The 16032-nt window shown below is 62.7% G+C and carries 16 protein-coding genes; 13 read left to right on the top strand and 3 right to left on the bottom strand.

The features are described from left to right. Window positions 1-20 precede the first annotated feature (20 nt). Window positions 21-632 carry a TetR/AcrR family transcriptional regulator gene (locus HCR84_RS16060; RefSeq protein ID WP_166979367.1) on the bottom strand — a complete coding sequence of 204 codons (612 nt, stop codon included), beginning with the start codon at window positions 630-632 and terminating at the stop codon, window positions 21-23. A 143-nt stretch (window positions 633-775) separates the two neighbouring features. Between HCR84_RS16060 and HCR84_RS16055 the strand changes: the two genes are divergently transcribed. The 9 genes from HCR84_RS16055 (at window position 776) to HCR84_RS16015 (ending at window position 8976) form a co-directional block, all read left to right on the top strand. Further along, complete coding sequence (locus tag HCR84_RS16055; RefSeq protein ID WP_166979369.1) at window positions 776-1510, top strand: SDR family NAD(P)-dependent oxidoreductase; 735 nt, start codon at window positions 776-778, stop codon at window positions 1508-1510. A 33-nt stretch (window positions 1511-1543) separates the two neighbouring features. Further along, on the top strand, window positions 1544-2167 hold the full coding sequence (locus HCR84_RS16050; protein ID WP_166979371.1) for an NADPH-dependent F420 reductase: 624 nt from the start codon (window positions 1544-1546) through the stop codon (window positions 2165-2167). Window positions 2168-2398: 231 nt separating this feature from the next. After that, window positions 2399-3316 (top strand): ribokinase, encoded by a 918-nt coding sequence (locus tag HCR84_RS16045; RefSeq protein WP_166979373.1) that lies wholly within the window; start codon window positions 2399-2401, stop codon window positions 3314-3316. Further along, window positions 3313-4317 (top strand): ABC transporter permease, encoded by a 1005-nt coding sequence (locus HCR84_RS16040; RefSeq protein ID WP_166979375.1) that lies wholly within the window; start codon window positions 3313-3315, stop codon window positions 4315-4317. Before HCR84_RS16045 ends, HCR84_RS16040 begins: the two co-directional genes overlap by 4 nt. Window positions 4318-4389: 72 nt before the next feature. Continuing rightward, window positions 4390-5415: a sugar ABC transporter substrate-binding protein gene (locus tag HCR84_RS16035; protein ID WP_166979376.1), complete on the top strand. Its 1026-nt coding sequence runs from the start codon at window positions 4390-4392 to the stop codon at window positions 5413-5415. Next, window positions 5415-6947 carry a sugar ABC transporter ATP-binding protein gene (locus HCR84_RS16030; protein ID WP_166979377.1) on the top strand — a complete coding sequence of 511 codons (1533 nt, stop codon included), beginning with the start codon at window positions 5415-5417 and terminating at the stop codon, window positions 6945-6947. The genes HCR84_RS16035 and HCR84_RS16030 overlap by 1 nt, the downstream gene beginning before the upstream one ends. After that, window positions 6944-7399 carry a D-ribose pyranase gene (gene rbsD / locus HCR84_RS16025; RefSeq protein WP_166979379.1) on the top strand — a complete coding sequence of 152 codons (456 nt, stop codon included), beginning with the start codon at window positions 6944-6946 and terminating at the stop codon, window positions 7397-7399. The genes HCR84_RS16030 and rbsD overlap by 4 nt, the downstream gene beginning before the upstream one ends. Before the next feature lie 25 nt (window positions 7400-7424). Beyond that, the gene (gene deoC / locus HCR84_RS16020) at window positions 7425-8135 is read left to right on the top strand and encodes a deoxyribose-phosphate aldolase (protein ID WP_166979380.1); all 711 of its coding nucleotides are present in this window, start codon (window positions 7425-7427) and stop codon (window positions 8133-8135) included. Window positions 8136-8214: 79 nt separating this feature from the next. Beyond that, entirely contained in the window at window positions 8215-8976 is a 762-nt protein-coding gene (locus tag HCR84_RS16015; protein ID WP_244972515.1) for a GntR family transcriptional regulator, read from the top strand. A 6-nt stretch (window positions 8977-8982) separates the two neighbouring features. On the opposite strand, the gene HCR84_RS16010 is transcribed toward HCR84_RS16015, so the two are convergent. Further along, window positions 8983-9423, bottom strand: coding sequence for a VOC family protein (locus HCR84_RS16010; protein WP_166979382.1), 441 nt, complete (start codon window positions 9421-9423; stop codon window positions 8983-8985). 147 nt (window positions 9424-9570) lie between these two features. Then, window positions 9571-10584 (bottom strand): LacI family DNA-binding transcriptional regulator, encoded by a 1014-nt coding sequence (locus tag HCR84_RS16005; protein ID WP_166979383.1) that lies wholly within the window; start codon window positions 10582-10584, stop codon window positions 9571-9573. Between the two features lie 79 nt (window positions 10585-10663). On the opposite strand from HCR84_RS16005, the gene HCR84_RS16000 reads away from it, so the two are divergent. The 4 genes from HCR84_RS16000 to HCR84_RS15985 are packed head-to-tail and all read left to right on the top strand — an operon-like array spanning window position 10664 to window position 16011. Next, window positions 10664-12028 carry an ABC transporter substrate-binding protein gene (locus HCR84_RS16000; RefSeq protein WP_166979384.1) on the top strand — a complete coding sequence of 455 codons (1365 nt, stop codon included), beginning with the start codon at window positions 10664-10666 and terminating at the stop codon, window positions 12026-12028. A 13-nt stretch (window positions 12029-12041) separates the two neighbouring features. Continuing rightward, a complete protein-coding gene (locus tag HCR84_RS15995) occupies window positions 12042-12959 on the top strand; it encodes a carbohydrate ABC transporter permease (RefSeq protein ID WP_166979386.1) in 918 nt (305 codons plus the stop codon). A 2-nt stretch (window positions 12960-12961) separates the two neighbouring features. Further along, window positions 12962-13891, top strand: a complete 930-nt coding sequence (locus HCR84_RS15990) for a carbohydrate ABC transporter permease (RefSeq protein ID WP_218043588.1) — start codon at window positions 12962-12964, stop codon at window positions 13889-13891. A 2-nt stretch (window positions 13892-13893) separates the two neighbouring features. Further along, on the top strand, window positions 13894-16011 hold the full coding sequence (locus tag HCR84_RS15985; protein WP_166979387.1) for a glycoside hydrolase family 2 protein: 2118 nt from the start codon (window positions 13894-13896) through the stop codon (window positions 16009-16011). Window positions 16012-16032 lie beyond the last annotated feature (21 nt).

The raw sequence follows: 16032 nt of genomic DNA, 5'->3' as shown, positions 1-16032 counted from the left end.
GGCGTTGTCGTGATGCTCGGTCAGCGCGAGACGGTCTCCCGGTGCCCGTGGTCGCGTGACGCAGCGGCGATCGCGCTGTCGATGAGCGTGACGGCGATGGCCGCTGCAGTGGGGAAGGCGTTGGCGTTGAGAACTCGCGTGCGTGCCGCGGCGCCATCGAGCAGCAGTGCGAGTTGCTCGCCGAGCTGCTCAGGGTCTGCTGCGCCAGCTTCACGTGCGGCGTTCGCGAGCTTCGCGGCGACCGCCTTCTTGTACTCGCTGGCGTATTGCGACGCCGGGTGCTCGGGATCGTGCAGCTCGACAGCCGCCGAGATGTACGGGCACATCGGGTTGGTGGGACGCATGTCGAACACCGCGAGGAGCTTCTCGCGCGGGCTGAGGTCTGGGCTGTCAAAAATGCTCGACATCACTGTGGGGTCGACCTGCTGCAGGTACTCGGCGATCAGCTCGTCTTTGCCTGCGAAGTGCTGGTATGCCGTGCGCTTGGAGACCTGGGCCGCCGCACACAGCTGATCCATACCGGTCTGATTGATGCCCTGATCGCGGAAGAGCTGCTGGGACGCGCTGAGGATGCGCTCGCGGGCGCCCCGGCCGCGGCGGCGGCCCGTTGGGCCCTTCTCTAACTCCGTCATGGCACCATCATACCCCGAAAAGGTAACGTTCGGTGTACATAGTTGCGCGAGGGCAACGCGCCGTGTATGTTATCCACACAGATCGGTGTACTTAGCATCGGCATCCCCTGGTGCGCATCGCACCACAACCCGAAGGAGCAACGATGGGAAAGCTTGACGGCAAGGTAGTGGTCGTCACGGGCGGAACAACCGGCATGGGCCTGGCTGGCGCAAAGCTGTTCGTCGATGAGGGTGCATACGTCTTCATCACCGGCCGCCGCCAGGATGCGCTGGATGAGGCTGTGCAGCACATCGGCCGCAACGTCACGGGCGTGCAAGGCGACGCCGCGAACCTTGACGACCTTGACCGACTGTACGAGACCGTCAAGAGCGAGAAGGGCAGCATCGACGTGCTGTGGGCAAGCGCTGGCGTGGGTGAACCCGGCATGCTCGGCGAGGTGACAGAAGCCCAGTTCGACGCCGCCTTCGGGCTCAACGCCCGCGGCACCATGTTCACCGTTCAAAAGGCGCTTCCGCTCTTCAACGACGGCGGTTCCATTTTGATGACCGGGTCCAACGCCTCCCTCGGGGCATTCCCCGGTTGGAGTGTCTACGCCGGAAGCAAGGCCGTGCAGCAGGCCTGGGCACGCGTCTGGCTCAATGAGCTCAAGGACCGTCGCATTCGCGTCAACGTCCTAACCCCAGGCCAGGTCGCCACGGCCAAGCAGGAAGAGCTCTTCGACGAGGAGACAATGCGTCAGTTCGAGTCGCTCATTCCCCGAGGCCAGATGGGTCGCCCCGATGAGATGGCCACAACGGCCCTGTTCCTCGCCTCCGACGACTCCAGCTACATCAACGGGATGGAGCTCGTCGCCGACGGTGGCACCACCGCGATATAGACCACAATCCACACAACGAAAGCAGGAAACATCATGAGTAGCATCAGCATCATCGGTGCGGGAAACATGTCCCGTACGCTCGGCGCGCGGGCGCTCGCCGGCGGTAACACGGTTGAGATCCTCGCCCGCGACACGTCGAAGGCCGTTGCCCTCGCCGAGAGTCTCGGCGAGGGAGCAACGACCGGAGAGTGGGGGACAGCCCCGGTCGGCGACATCGTCATCCTGGCTCTGTTGGCCGACGGGGTCGTTCCGGCGGCCTCCCAGTTCGGAGAGTCTCTCGCGGGCAAGGCGATCGTCGACATCAGCAATCCCTTCAACGCGACATTCGACGGGCTCGATCACAGCGAAGAGACCTCGATCGCGCAGGAAGTCGCGAAGGTGGTGCCAGCCAGCGCCAGTGTGATGAAGGGCTTCAACACCATCTTCCGTCATGTTCTGGAGAAGGGGAGCCCTGCTGTCTTCATCGCGGGCGACGATGCGCAGGCCAAGGCGCGTGTTGAGACGTTCATCACGAGCCTCGGGCTGCAGCCGTTGGACGCCGGTGGCTTGAAGATGGCGCACTGGCTGGAGGGAGCAGGCCTGCTCTCGGTGGCACTCGCCAACAACGGGGTGGGAAATCTGGACTTCTCCCTCGGCGTCGACACGCTCTCCGCCTGAGCAGATTCGGGAAAGCGCCCAACGCGTCTGTTCGGAAGGGCCGACGCTGCGGGTGACACAGGGCCCGTGCCGCGTCATGCGGCACGGGCCCTGTGCTCTGTGCAGTAGGCCGCCGATCCTGCACGTCATCAGTGAGACTGTGGCCTGCCTTTCACCCAAAATTGACTTTCCCCCGCGGCCCTTGCATACTCTCATGTACATAGTTGTCCACATACAAATTGGTACAGATCGATGAAGATTGCAGTAATCGGAAGTTATGGCGTCGGCCTCACCATGCGAGTGCCGAGGATGCCGGGAGCGGGCGAGACTCTGACCGGTGACGCCTTCGAAGAAGGCCCGGGTGGCAAAGGTTCGAACCAGGCGATCGGCGCAGCACGGCTCGGTGCCGACGTGTCTTTGCTGACGGCAATCGGCACCGACGATTACGGCCGTGCCGCTCGTGAGCTGTGGGAAAAAGAGGGAGTCGATGCCTCGGGCATCCTGATCTCTGACGACGCCCCCACAATGGCGGGCTTCATCATGGTGGAGCCCTCGGGCGAGAACCGCATCGCCATCGCTCCCGGCGCGCTCGACCTTCTCGATGCGAGCCACGTCGAATCATTCCGCGGCGAGATCGCGGCGTCTGACATCGTTCTCGTCTCGATGGAGATTCCGCTGTCGGCCGTGGCGGCGGCGCTGCGCATCGGTCGGGAAGAGGGCATTCGCACGGTGCTCAACCCGGCGCCGGCTCGACCTCTGAACGCCGAACTTTTGGCCACCGTTGACATCATCACCCCCAACCAGACAGAGGCCCGCATCATCCTCGATCTCGATCGCGCGCCCGGCGACGACGAGGGACTCGCGCGGCTGATTGCCGAGCGGGTGGACGGCGCTGTCGTCTTGACGCGCGGATCGGACGGTGCGATCACCGTAGAGAACGGCGAGGTCGGGCACATCGACCCTATTCTCGCGACGCAGGTCGTCGACACGACCGGAGCGGGCGACTCATTCAATGCAGCACTCGTTGTGTCGCTCGCCGGCGGAAGCTCGCTTCGCGAAGCCGCCCAGTTTGCGGCAAAAGCGGGCGCCTACACGGTCGCCACGAGCGGTGTCGTTCCGGCCCTCCCTACACAACATGACTTGAATTCCACGATCGGAGTGTCTCAGTGACCTCAGCGACAGCCACAGCCCCACGGCGCGCATCATTTGACCCGAAGAAGCTGCTCCACGCTCGCGAAGCGGGAGTATTCGCGGCACTCGTGCTGCTCTTCATTCTCGGTGCGGTGCTCTCGCCGAGCTTCATGCAGGCGGGCAACCTGTTCTCGGTCGGCCAGCAGATCTCCCAGATCGGAATCATGGCGATCGGCGCGACATTCGTGATCGTCAACGGCGAAATCGACTTGTCTGTCGGGTCCGTTTACGCGCTGTCGGCCATCTCAACGGGACTCGCGATTGAGAGTGGAACCACCTGGCCGCTTGCCGTCGTGATCGGTCTTGCCGTCGGCGCCGTTGCCGGTCTGCTCAACGGTCTTGCCGTCGTTATGCTCGGCGTTCCAAGCTTCATCGTCACGCTGGGAACCCTGAGCGTGTTCCGCGGCGTCGCCCTTTTGATCTCTGACGGCGCTCCAATCTCGCTGAGCGCGAGCCAGGCAGGCGTGGCCGAATTCAACTTGATCGGGCAGGGGAACCTGTTCGGCGTGATCCCCATGCAGCTCGTCGTCTTCGCGGTCATTGCCGCACTCGGTGTGGTGCTGCTGTCGCGTTCGCGCCTCGGGTTCAACACGTACGCCGTCGGCGGCAACCCCGAAGCTGCCCGCCTCGTCGGCATCGAGGTGAAGGGCGTCAAGCTCACGGCATTCATCATCGCGGGGCTCACCGCTGCCGCCGCGGGAGTGCTCGGACTGTCGTTCCTCTCATACGTGCAGGGCGTGACCGGCACGGGCCTTGAGCTGACCGTCATCTCCGCCGTCATCATCGGTGGCGCCGCGCTCTTCGGAGGGTCGGGAACCATGTGGGGAACGATCATCGGTGTGGCGTTCATCGGTCTGCTGCAGAACATCCTCAACATCAACGGCATCTCATCGTTCTGGCAGACGGTCGTCACCGGCCTCGTCATCATCGCCGCTGTCGCCACCGATACCTGGCAACGCCGCCGCAAAACCAAGGCGTAACTCGCCGGTCTTAAAACAGCAGGCCCATTTGCATCACCACTATCCACGTTTTTTCGGACCAAAGGAGAACCGATGTCTGTGAAGAGTAAAGCCCGTCGTTTGCTGGCTGCAGGCGCAGTGGCGGCAGTAAGCGCGATGGTACTGGCCGGTTGCGGTGCCATCACACCGGCGAACTCCGGTGACGACGAGGGAGGCTTCGAACTTGCCGATTACATTCAGGAGCGCATCGATGACGGTGAGCCGATGCGGATCAAGCTGAGCTACCACGATCCCTCGCTCGCATTCGCCACCCCGATCAAGGCGGGAATGGAGAAGGCAGGAGAAGAGCTTGGCGTCGATGCGAGCCTCATCGGGCCGACCGGTGGAGACGCAGCAAAGCAGGTATCTGAACTCCAGACTCTGATTCAGCAGCAGGCCGTCGATGGTCTTGCCGTTTCGTCGGCATCGAGCGACGCTCTGAAGCCGGTGATCTCGCAGGCGTACAACGCAGGCATCCCCATCATTTCGTTCAACACGGACAATCCCGGTTCAGATCAGATGGGATTTGTCGGCCAGGACCTCAAGGCGTCGGGTGCCTCAGAAGCAGAGGAACTGCTGAAGACCCTTGGTGACGAGCCCTCGGGCAACGTCGTCGTGTTCTCGCTCGACACTGGCGCGGGGTGGTCGCACGACCGCTTCGGTGGATTCGAAGAGGCACTCGCAGACACCGACCTCGAGGTTGTCGGTCCGGTGAACGTGGGCAATGAGCCCAGCGAAGCGTACAACACCGTTGCATCGACAATGGCGGGGCAGAAGGATGTGGTGGCAATCGCCGGTCTTGACTGCTGCTCGACGACGGCGGCTGCCAAGTGGATCGCGCAGTCGGGTAAAGCCGGTGAGATCTCGATGGTTGGATTCGATCTGCTCTCGACGACTGCTGGCTATATCGAAGAAGGCGTTGTCACGTTCACGATCAGCCAGAACCCGACTGAGCAGGGCTACCAGGCCGTCAAGGTTCTCAACGACTTCCTGCAGAATGGCACCGCCATTGAAGGCGTAGACACAGGCGCGCAGATCATCACCAAAGACAATCTCGACGACGCCACGGTGGAGGACTAATGCCGTCCCCCACCCCACTCGTCGAGATGCGAGAGCTCTCGCGCAACTTCGGTCCGGTCAAAGCGCTCGACAGCGTCAGCTTCAACATCGTCGAGGGTGACGTCACGGGTCTGGTCGGCGAGAACGGCGCGGGAAAATCGACTCTGCTGAAGATCCTCGCCGGACTTCAGCCGCCGAGCTCGGGCGAGGTCATCGTCAAGGGGCAGAAGATCCAGAGCTTTGATCCGAACACCGTGCTGACGAAGCATTCGATCGCCATCGTGCCGCAAGAACTGTCGCTGCTGCAGGATCGCACTGTCGCAGAGAACATTCTCGCGGGGATCGAGCCGGGATCGCGGCTCTTTCCCTCACAGCGACAGATGGATGCTCAGGCCCGAGCTCTGCTGTCGGAGCTTGACCTCGACATCGACCCGGGTGCGAGCGTTCGCACGCTCGACCTTGCCATTCAGCAGCTCGTCGTCGTCGCGCGCTCCATCGCTCGCGGGTGCAACGTGCTCATTCTGGATGAGCCGACGGCAATGCTCACGCCGGCTGAAGCATCCAGGCTCTTCACCCTCATGAAGAAGCTCAAGGCGAACGGCACAACGATGGTTTACGTGTCTCACCGGATGCCGGAGATCTTTGAGCTCTGCGACCGACTCGAAGTCTTGCGCGATGGCAAGCATGTGGCCTCGTGGCGTCGTGACGAGGTGACGCCTGACGACGTTGTCTCTGCCATGGTCGGCCGGGAACTCGGCCACTTTGACGGGCGGACAGCGCCATCGACAGCGGGCAGCGCGCCCGCGCTCACCGTTACCGAGCTGAGCGGCAGACGTCACAACGACGTGTCGTTCGACGTACGCCCCGGCGAGATTCTCGGCATAGCCGGGCTGCCGGATTCTGGCCGCGTCGAACTGCTCGCGAACATCTTCGGTGCAGAGAAGTCTCGCTCAGGCAGCGTCTCGTTGGGCGGCACACCGTACGATGCACGCTCGCCCATTGCCAGTGTTGGGCACAAGCTGGGCTTCCTGCCGGGAGAGCGTCGTGCTCAGGGCCTTTTGACGACAATGACCGTTGGCGAGAACATCGGGGTGCTCAAAACCCGCACGCACTCGAAAGCTGGGCTGGTTCAGAAGGGCACTCTGTCTCGCGCTGCTCAGACGCTGGCCGAGCGGATGCGCGTGAAGACAGCGAGCCTCGACACCCCGATCACGAACCTCTCGGGAGGCAACCAGCAGAAGGCGCTCTTGGCCCGGTGGATGTCCATCGACCCGGAGGTGCTCCTGCTCGACGAGCCGACGCGCGGCGTCGATGTCGGGGCGAAGGTCGAGATCTACGAACAGCTCTTCGGACTGGCAGAGAAGGGCGTCGCCATCGTCTGCTCGTCGTCCGACCTGCCCGAACTGCTGACGGCGACCGACCGCATCCTCGTGATGCGCGAAGGCACGGTGGCTGGCGTCGTGGAATCACGCGAGGCGACCGAGGAATCAATCATGGCGCTCGCCACCAACGCGTCAGCAGGCGAGCCGACTCCGACGAAGGGAACGAAATGAAACGCAACGGCATACTCAATGTGGAACTGAGCGGCGCCTTGGCCACGCTGGGACACACCGATCTTCTGATGGTCGTTGACGCGGGATTCCCGATTCCGCGCACGACGCATCGAGTGGACCTGGCCATTGCCGAGAATCTGCCTGACCTCCGAACCGTGCTGAGCCTCATCTCTGACGAACTCATCGTCGAAGGGGTGGTGCGCGCAGAAGACGTCACGACCAACAGCCCACACCTCGAGGAGTGGCTTCAGCAGCAGTTCACGGATGCCGAGTTCACGACCCGCACGCATGCGGACATGCTCGGCGAGCTCGCCAAGCAGGCGAAAGTGATCGTGAGAACGGGTGCCTTTGAACCATGGGGAAACATCGGGCTCTACTGCGGAGTCGACGTTCCTCGCTGGTTTGGTGGCGAGGGAATCATCGTGCCTGACTACTACGCCTCGAAGCTTTAAGACCATTACGAAGAGAAAGAACGATATGACTGACACCACTGCGACGGGCACAGCTACCCTGTCGCCGGCAGAACTCGCGCCGTACATTCAACACACGAAGATTGAAACGGGCGTTACCCGAGACGAGATGATCGCGCACGCACGCGAGGCGATCGAGCACGGATTCAACGCGGCGATGGTTCCCGCGTCGTGGGTTCGAGAAGTCGCCGGAGAACTCTCCGGCACGGGTGTGCAGCTCGCGACAGCACTGGACTTTCCGACCGTCGGCGTGATGACGAGTGCGGGAAAGGCCGCAGAGGCGGAATCGATCGCCAAGCTGGGTGCAACGCAGTTGGACATCGGTGTGCAGGTGGGGTGGCTCAAGAGCGGAATGTATGACGCGTTTCGCGATGACATCGCCGGCGTCGTGCAGGCAAGCGGCATCCCCGTCAAGGTGATGTTGGAGCTTCCTCTGCTTACGGATGCCGAGAAGGAGACAGCGGTGGAGCTCGCGATGGAGGCCGGAGCTGCCTTCCTCAAGAACGCCTCGAGCGGTCAGATCGAAACGGCGAACCCCGCCAGCATCCGCTATCTCGCCGAGCGCGCACGCGATGGCGTCAAGGTGAAGGCATCTGGTTCGATTAAGGCGTACAAGCAGGCGCTGAGCCTCATCGACGCGGGCGCGGTTCTTCTCGGCACGAGCGCCGGCATGGAGATCATCAGCGACACGGGCGACGAGAACACAACAAGCTACTGACCCGCGAGTATCACCGCCTGCTTCGACTCTGCCGGGCAGGCGGTGATACTTGTTAGTAGCCGAAGAGTGAGGAGTAACCGTGGGGGAGAGCGCCGCCGCACGCGGGTCGGGGATCCAACGCGAACTGCCCGTGGCGATTCACTCGCAGATCTCAAATCGGTTTCGCACACGGATCGCGTCGGGGGAATGGCCGGCGAACTACCGCCTGAAGAGCGAACCGGAGCTTGCGTCAGAGCTCGGCGTGAGCCGCGGAACGCTTCGACGTGCGATGACCACGTTGATCGAGGAGGGCCTGCTGAAGCAGGTGCGTGGTCGCGGCACGTTCGTGACGTCGACGACGATCGAGCCGGCGATTGCCCAGAAGCTGAGCACGCTGACCGAGGACTTCGCCAAGCAGGGAATCGAGACGACGACCGAGGTGATCGAGGCAACGCTCATCGATCCGCCGCGCCCCATCGCAGCACTGCTCGACGTCGCACGAGGCGGCTCGGTACTGAAGCTCGTGCGACGCCGCAGCGCTGCGGAGGGTCCCGTGGCGTTGCTCTACAACTACGTCCGCGCAGACCTCGCCCCGGGAATCGTGGATGTGGACTTCTCGAAAGCCAGCCTTTTCGGCACGCTTGAGGGTCAGTTCGGTCTGAAGATCGCGTCGGCGCGGCGTACGTTCAGTGCGCGCGCCGCCGAGGGCAGCGTCGCCGAGTACCTTGACCTGCCCACGGGTTCGCCCGTTCAGTACCTCGAGCAGGTCACCTATCTTTCGGACGACCGCCCGATCGAGTACTCCGACGTCTGGATTCATTCGGGACGGCTGCGTGTGACCTCGCTGCTTTCTCGGCGATGATGCCGCTCAGTTGATGTCGAACTCGTTGCCCTCCGGGTCGAGCAGCGCGATGGCGTAGTGGTCGAGTCCCTCCGTCTCGAGCACGCGGGTGACCGTGGCGCCCAACGTGGACAGGCGCGCGGCCTCGGCATCGATGAGCTGCTTGCGCTCACGCAGCGGAGTGCTGCGCCCGCCGCTCGCCCGAACGTCGAGGTGCAGACGGTTCTTCAGCGACTTCTTCTCGGGCACGATCTGAAACCAGATGCGCGGCCCAACCCCGGCTGGATCGACGATGGAGTCGAAGCCAACCCCGAGCTCGTCTTCGGGCACGCCGACGCTGCGCCAGTAGTCGTTCCAGTCATCGAAGCTGGCGGGCGGCGGCTCAAGCCGATAGTGCAGCGCCTCGGCCCAGAAACGGGCGAGAAGCTCAGGGTCGGTGCAGTCGATGACGAGCTGAAAGCGGACCATGGCAATACTTTCGAATCGGTGAGCCTGCGGTGTGATCTCAGTGTGACACGCGGCACCGACACGGCAGCAGCTCGAATCAGTGCCCGAAAACGCACTCGTCGAACCGGACATGAACGCGACGAAAGAGTGCCTTCTCAAGCGCAGAATCTAGGGCGTCTGAGTGCTTTCACGCACGACGAGTCGGTGCGGAGCGATGACTTCTTCGGCCGCCGTGCTCGGGTCGTCGATGCGCGTCACGATGCGGCGCACCGCCTCACGGGCGATGAATGGGGTGTCGAGCGATACGGTGCTGAGCGTTGGACGGGTGAATCGGCCCTCGTCAACGTCGTCAATGCCGATCACGGCGATGTCTTCGGGAACGCGAAGGCCCGCATCGAAGATTGCGCGCATGGCACCGATGGCAAGAAGATCCGAGAAGCAGAAGATCGCGTCGGGTCGGGGCGAAAGCTCGAGCAGCGCCTGCGCGGCGGCATATCCGTCACCCCGGCTGTAGTGGGCGGCCGTCGTGGCGTACTCCGAGCGCGTCTCGATCCCTGCTTCGTCGAGGGCTGCGGTGTAGCCGGCGGAACGCTGCAGCGGCGTCGCGTACTCCTCAAGCGGCTGCGTTCCGATCGCCGCAATGCGAGTGCGCCCGATCTCAATCAGGTGACAGACGGCATCCTTCGCGGCCGCGATGTTGTCGATCGCTACATGGTCGTAGCTGCCATCGAATTCGTGCTCGCCCAACAGCACGAGAGGCATTTTCGTTGAGCCGTGCATCTCGAGCAGCTCCGACTTTGTGACGAGCGGGCTGAACAGCAGACCGTCGAACAGCATCGTGCGGTCATCGCCCGTGAGCAGCTGGCGCTCGCGTTCGTGATCGTGGCCCGTCTGATCGATCATCACGCGATACCCATATTCGGCTGCCGCGTTGATGACGTCACGCGCCAGTTCGCTGAAGTACGGAACGGTAATCTCGGGCACCACGAGACCGAGCATTCCCGTGCGCCCGGTGCGCAGCGTGCGGGCAACGGGATTGGCGCGATAGTCGAGTTCCTCGATCGCCGTGAGCACCTTTGCGCGCATGCGTGCGCTCACGTGCTCATAGCCGCTCACAACGTTTGAAACGGTGCGAACCGAGACAGCGGCTCGCTCTGCGACATCGCGAAGTGTTGCTGGCATGAGTTCATCCTATCGTTTGCAACGTGTGCAAACGTCCGCTACAGTTTGCATACGTTGGAAAATTCACAAGGGAGTGTCCATGTACCCCAACCCGACCCGGCGCCGCCCCCGCCTCGTCACCGTCAGCGCGATCGCCGTCGCAACGCTGGCGTTGACGGCCTGCGGCCCCGACATCACAGGCGGCGTCGACGAAACAGCATCCGATCGCCTGCAAGCTCCAAGCTCTGAGAACCCCGAAGGCGAGATCACGATCTGGGATCGCTCGGGCGATCTGTTTGAAGTCTTCGACGGCGTCATTGACGACTTCAACGAGAAGTATCCCGACATCACCGTCAATCACCAGGCCGTTGATATCGACGCCAAACTTCAGAACACGCTCATCACCGGAACCAATGTGCCCGATGGCGTGTTTCTCGACGATGCGATGGTCAGTGGCTACGCCGAGTACCTCTGGGACCTCAGCGACGTTCTCGGCCCCTACGTCGACGACATCGCCCCGCAGAAGGTCGACGTGAACACGATTGACGGCGATATCTATGGGGTTCCCTATGACCTCGACCCAGGACTGCTTTTCTATAACGCGGCAGCCCTCGATGAAGCGGGCGTGGACGTGAGCGCAATCGAGACCTACGACGATCTTCTCGACGCGGCACGCGCGTACCAGGAGGTGAATCCCGATTCGCATCCGATCCATCTCGAGCAGTCGGCGTTCCTCGGCCAACTGCAGCTCGAAATGTACGCGAGCCAGCTCGGCACATCGATTGCGAATGCTGACGGCGAGCTTCGTCTCGACAGCCCTGAGTACGAGAAGATCCTCACGTTCCTCGACACCGTTCGCTCCGAGGGGCTCGGCACGCGCGCCGAATACCTGACGCCGACCGACATTGCTGAACTCGAGAACGGAAACCAAGTCTTCTACCCATGGGCGATCTGGTTCAGCTTCGCGCCTCAGCAACTGCTGCCCGAGACGAGCGGAGACTGGAAGGCAATGCAGCTTCCCGCCTGGGAAGACGGCGGTGCTCGGAGCGGAGCGATGGGTGGATCATCATTCGTCCTGCCCAAGGATGGCGAGAACTCCGAACTCGCGTGGCTCTTCTACGAGTTCCTCATGTACGACGAAGCCGGATATTCAGCGGTGTGGGGTCCGAACGATGTTTACCCCAACGGTCTGAACACGTCGATTCCGGCGTATCTTCCGGCGGCGGACCCGGCCTCTCCTCTGTTCGAGCCCGTTGACGCACTCGGTGGGCAAGACCTCTGGGAAGTCGCGACGAAAGCGGGAGCTCAGATCCCCAGCGGCACCTCCATTCCGCCGTGGTGGAGCGGCGCAGCTGAGTATCTCGGAAACGATATTCAGCGGATGCTCGATGGCGATCTCACCCCAGAACAGGTAATCAGCCAATCGTCTGACGCCATTCAGAAGAACCTGATCGATCGACAGTGACATACGCAACGACATGACAACCACTGCTCTCCCCTCCGCGGACCGGCACACCAGCCGCCGACCGTCCGTCGCGAAAGTCAGACGCCGCGCCGCACCGTATGTGTTCGTCGCCCCGTTCGTCGCCATCTTTCTCGCGTTCAGCATCTACCCGCTGATCTTCACCGCGAGATTGAGCTTCACGAACTGGCGCGGGACCGGTGCCGCGGAGTGGGTGGGCTGGGGCAACTATACGTATTTGCTCACGAGTCCGGCGTTCTGGAACTCTCTCGCGAACTCCGGTGTCCTGTGGCTGTTGATCGTTCCCATCCAGGTCGTCATCGCCGTTGTCGTCGCTGTGCTTCTCAACTCGGCGAAGCTGCGTATGCGCGGAATGTACCGTGTGGCATTCATCGTGCCGTTCGTGACTCCGCTCGTCGCCGTCGCCCAGATCTGGGTCGTGCTGTTCGACCAGCGACACGGGGCAATCAACGCCGTGCTCGGCGTGTTTGGTGCTCCCGAGATCGGCTGGCTCACCACAAGCGCCTGGGCAAAACCCACACTCGCGCTTCTGTTCCTCTGGAAGACCACGGGGTTCATCATCATCATTGTGCTGTCTGGGCTGCAGTCGATCGACAACGCGCTCTACGAAGCCGCGGAGCTCGACGGCGCATCGCGACTGCGTCAGCTGTGGAGCATCACCGTTCCGCTACTTCGCCGCACGATCATGTTCGCCGTCGTTCTGCAGACGCTCGCTGTCTTCCAGATGTTCGCTGAACCGTTCGTCGTCACGCAAGGCGGACCATACAGCTCGACGACAACGGCTGGGTACTACCTCTACAACCACATCACGCGCGCCGACCTCGGAACGGGAGCGGCGAACTCCTTCCTGCTCGTCATTCTCGTGATGGTGCTCTCGCTGTTCTTCGTCCGGCTGCTGAGAGCGAAGGACTGACAGTGACAGATATCGATCGCACAACGACAACAATGACAGCTGATGAGCAGACGCAAACGCCTCGCTCCGATCGTCGGGCGCCCCGAGACCGGCCGAGCCTGCGCGTGGGAAGCCACATCTTTCTTCTGGTGCTGATGGTGGCGTTCCTGGCACCGGTTGCGTGGGCGCTGCTCTCGGCCTTCAAGCCGGCGAACGACATCATCACGGATCCGCTCGTCTTCGATCCGACCTCGTTTACTCTCGACAACTACATCGCGATGTTCCACGACGTTCCCATCGGAAACGGGTTCCTCAACACGGCGGTGGTGCTGGTCGTCAAGGGAACGATCACCCTCTTCTTCGCCCCGCTCGCCGCCTTCGCGTTCGCGAAGTACGAGTTCAGGGGAAAGAACCTGATCTTCGGAACCGTGCTCATCACCTTGATGCTGCCGGTGATCGTGCTAATCATTCCGCTTCTGCTCGAGATGAAGATGCTGGGCTGGGTGAACACGTACCAGGCGCTCATTCTGCCCGGCGCGATCGATGCCTTCGCGATCTTCTGGATGCGACAGGTAATCAGCGCCGTGCCCGACGAGCTGCTCGACGCAGCACGCGTTGACGGCTGCAGCGAATTCGGCATCTTCTGGCGCGTGGTCGTGCCGGTCATCCGCCCAGGGCTCGCCGGCCTGGCCGTCTTGACGATCATGAATATCTACAACGACTTCGTCTGGCCCGTCGTCGTGGCCAACTCCGACCAGATGGCGACATTGCAGGTGGTGCTCTCGACTCTCTCGCAGAACATCACGGGCAACCGCATCGGCGCGGACTACGCCACAGTGACGGGTGAACTCCTTGCCGCGAGCTCTATCGCGCTCATCCCTCTGCTGGTTCTCTTCATTGTTCTCCAGCGTCACTTCATCAACGGCATCCTCGCAGGAAGCGTGAAAGGCTGAATATGTCCCTCTCCTCGACCGACACCATCGATATCGATCCCGCCGTCGGAGCACCGATTCCGCGGCCCGAGTACCCGCGGCCCGATCGCGACCGTTCTGCGCGGTGGGTGTCGTTGAACGGCCGCTGGGATTTCAGCGCCGACGGTATCGTGGCGCCGATCACCGTGCCGTTTGCCTGGGAGACGGAGGCTTCCGGCATCCATCGGACTTGGCTTGAGAGTGGAACGTATCGCCGCGTTATCCAGGCGCCATCGGAGTGGGCTGGCTCACGCATCGTGCTGAGCTTTGGTGCCGTGCACCACCGCGCCGTCGTGCTGATCGACGGCGCGATCGTCGGAGAGCATGTCGGCGGATACGAATCATTCGAGATCGATCTCACGGATCATCTTTCCGTCGGAGCTGATGCAGAGCTCACCGTTGAGGTCGAGGCTCCGGCAGATAAGCGTGCGATTCCGCACGGCAAGCAGCGCTCGATTCCCCGTGACGACTACGACGGCGTCGCGTTCACCCCGACATCGGGAATCTGGCAGAGCGTGTGGCTCGAAGCGCGGGGGGCCACCTACGCCGAGACCGTCGAGGTGCGCGGCGACAGCCTCACGGGCATCGGCATCGCGGTGACGCTGAGAGGACAACAGGATGCCGCTGTGCGCGCGCGTCTTGTCGGAGCCGATGCGGGCATCGAGCTGGAAACCGACGGCTCAGGGCGCTTGCGCGGGCGCATCGAGATCGACGAACCGCAGCTGTGGTCACCCGAGAGCCCGCACCTGTATCGGGTCGAGGTCACCGTTGACGACGGAAGTGGCTTCCCCGACAGCGTTATCGTGACAACAGGGCTCCGCCGCATCGAGGTGCGCGGAGAGTGTCTGTACCTCAACGACACTCGCTTCTCGATGCGCGGCGTTCTCGACCAGGGCTACTGGCCCGACACCGGGCTGACGGCGCCGACAAATGAGGCGCTGCAGCGCGACATACATTTGGCGCGTGAGCTCGGCTACAACCTCGTGCGCAAACATCTGAAGTTTGAGGAGCCGCTCTGGCTGCATGAGGCCGATGTCACCGGAACCCTCGTGTGGGCAGAGCCAGCGTGTCCGAGCAGGTTCTCCGCTGAAGCTGCGGAGGCATTCGACGCTCAGCTTCCCGCGATGGTGGAGCGTGACGGCAACCACCCCAGCATCGTGATCTGGGGGCTGTACAACGAAGAGTGGGGTCTCGACTGGGACATTCCGGGTAGCACAGCGCGTGCCGAGGCGGCAGTGCGGGCATACGATCGGCTTCGCACGCTTGACGATACTCGCCCCATCATCGAGAACTCGGGCTGGTCGCATGTCAAGAGCGATATTGTCGACTGGCACTACTACGAACCCGACTTGGCGACGTGGAAGCACGCGATGGCGGAGATCGCCGAGGGCACGCGGGAGACCTTTCCTGTCAGGCTCGCCCCTGACTTCATCGTCGATAAGTCGCTCTATGGGACGTCGGAGTTTCCTCGACACGGTGTTCCGATCGTCAACGGCGAGTATGGCGAGGGGTTCACGAGCCTCGAGCGAGCTTGGCATCTGCGTTGGGAGACCCAGGAGATGCGGAGGCACGATCGTTTCGCTGGCTACATCTACACGGAGTTCGCCGACGTTGAGCACGAGGGCGCCGGGCTGCTAACGGAGGACCGGCGCCGCAAAGACTGGGGTGGCTGCGTTCCGGCAGCTGTGAATGCCGAGACCGTGCTGGTTCTCGACATGCTGCCGCTGCGTGCCGGTGCTGACATCGAGCCGCCCGCAGAGAAATTCACGCTCGATGTGCATGTTTCGCACCACGGCGCCAGCACGGTGAGTGGGTGCCTTCACGCGGCCTGGCTGAGCGCTGGAGCGCGAATTGCGGAGGTGCCGTATCGCCACGAAACCTCCTCAAGCACTGTTCACGTGGTTCCATTCGAGCTTTCGGATGCTGTCACCATGACGGTGCCTGCGCGGCACGAACCGGGGCGGCTGCTCATCTGGCTGGCCGACGGCTCGGGCACGGTGCTCGCCCGTTCATTCCTCGACGCTGCCGAGGTCGAGCCGCCGAACAGGCGTGGTGCGCGCGAGGGTGAGTTCGTCGAGGCGCCCGTTCCTGGCGAAGGGTGAGGTACGAAAATCCAGCTCGTC

The sequence above is a fragment of the Paramicrobacterium fandaimingii genome, from assembly GCF_011751745.2.
GTDB lineage: Bacteria > Actinomycetota > Actinomycetes > Actinomycetales > Microbacteriaceae > Paramicrobacterium > Paramicrobacterium fandaimingii.
This window is presented reverse-complemented; position numbering and strand designations above follow the sequence as displayed.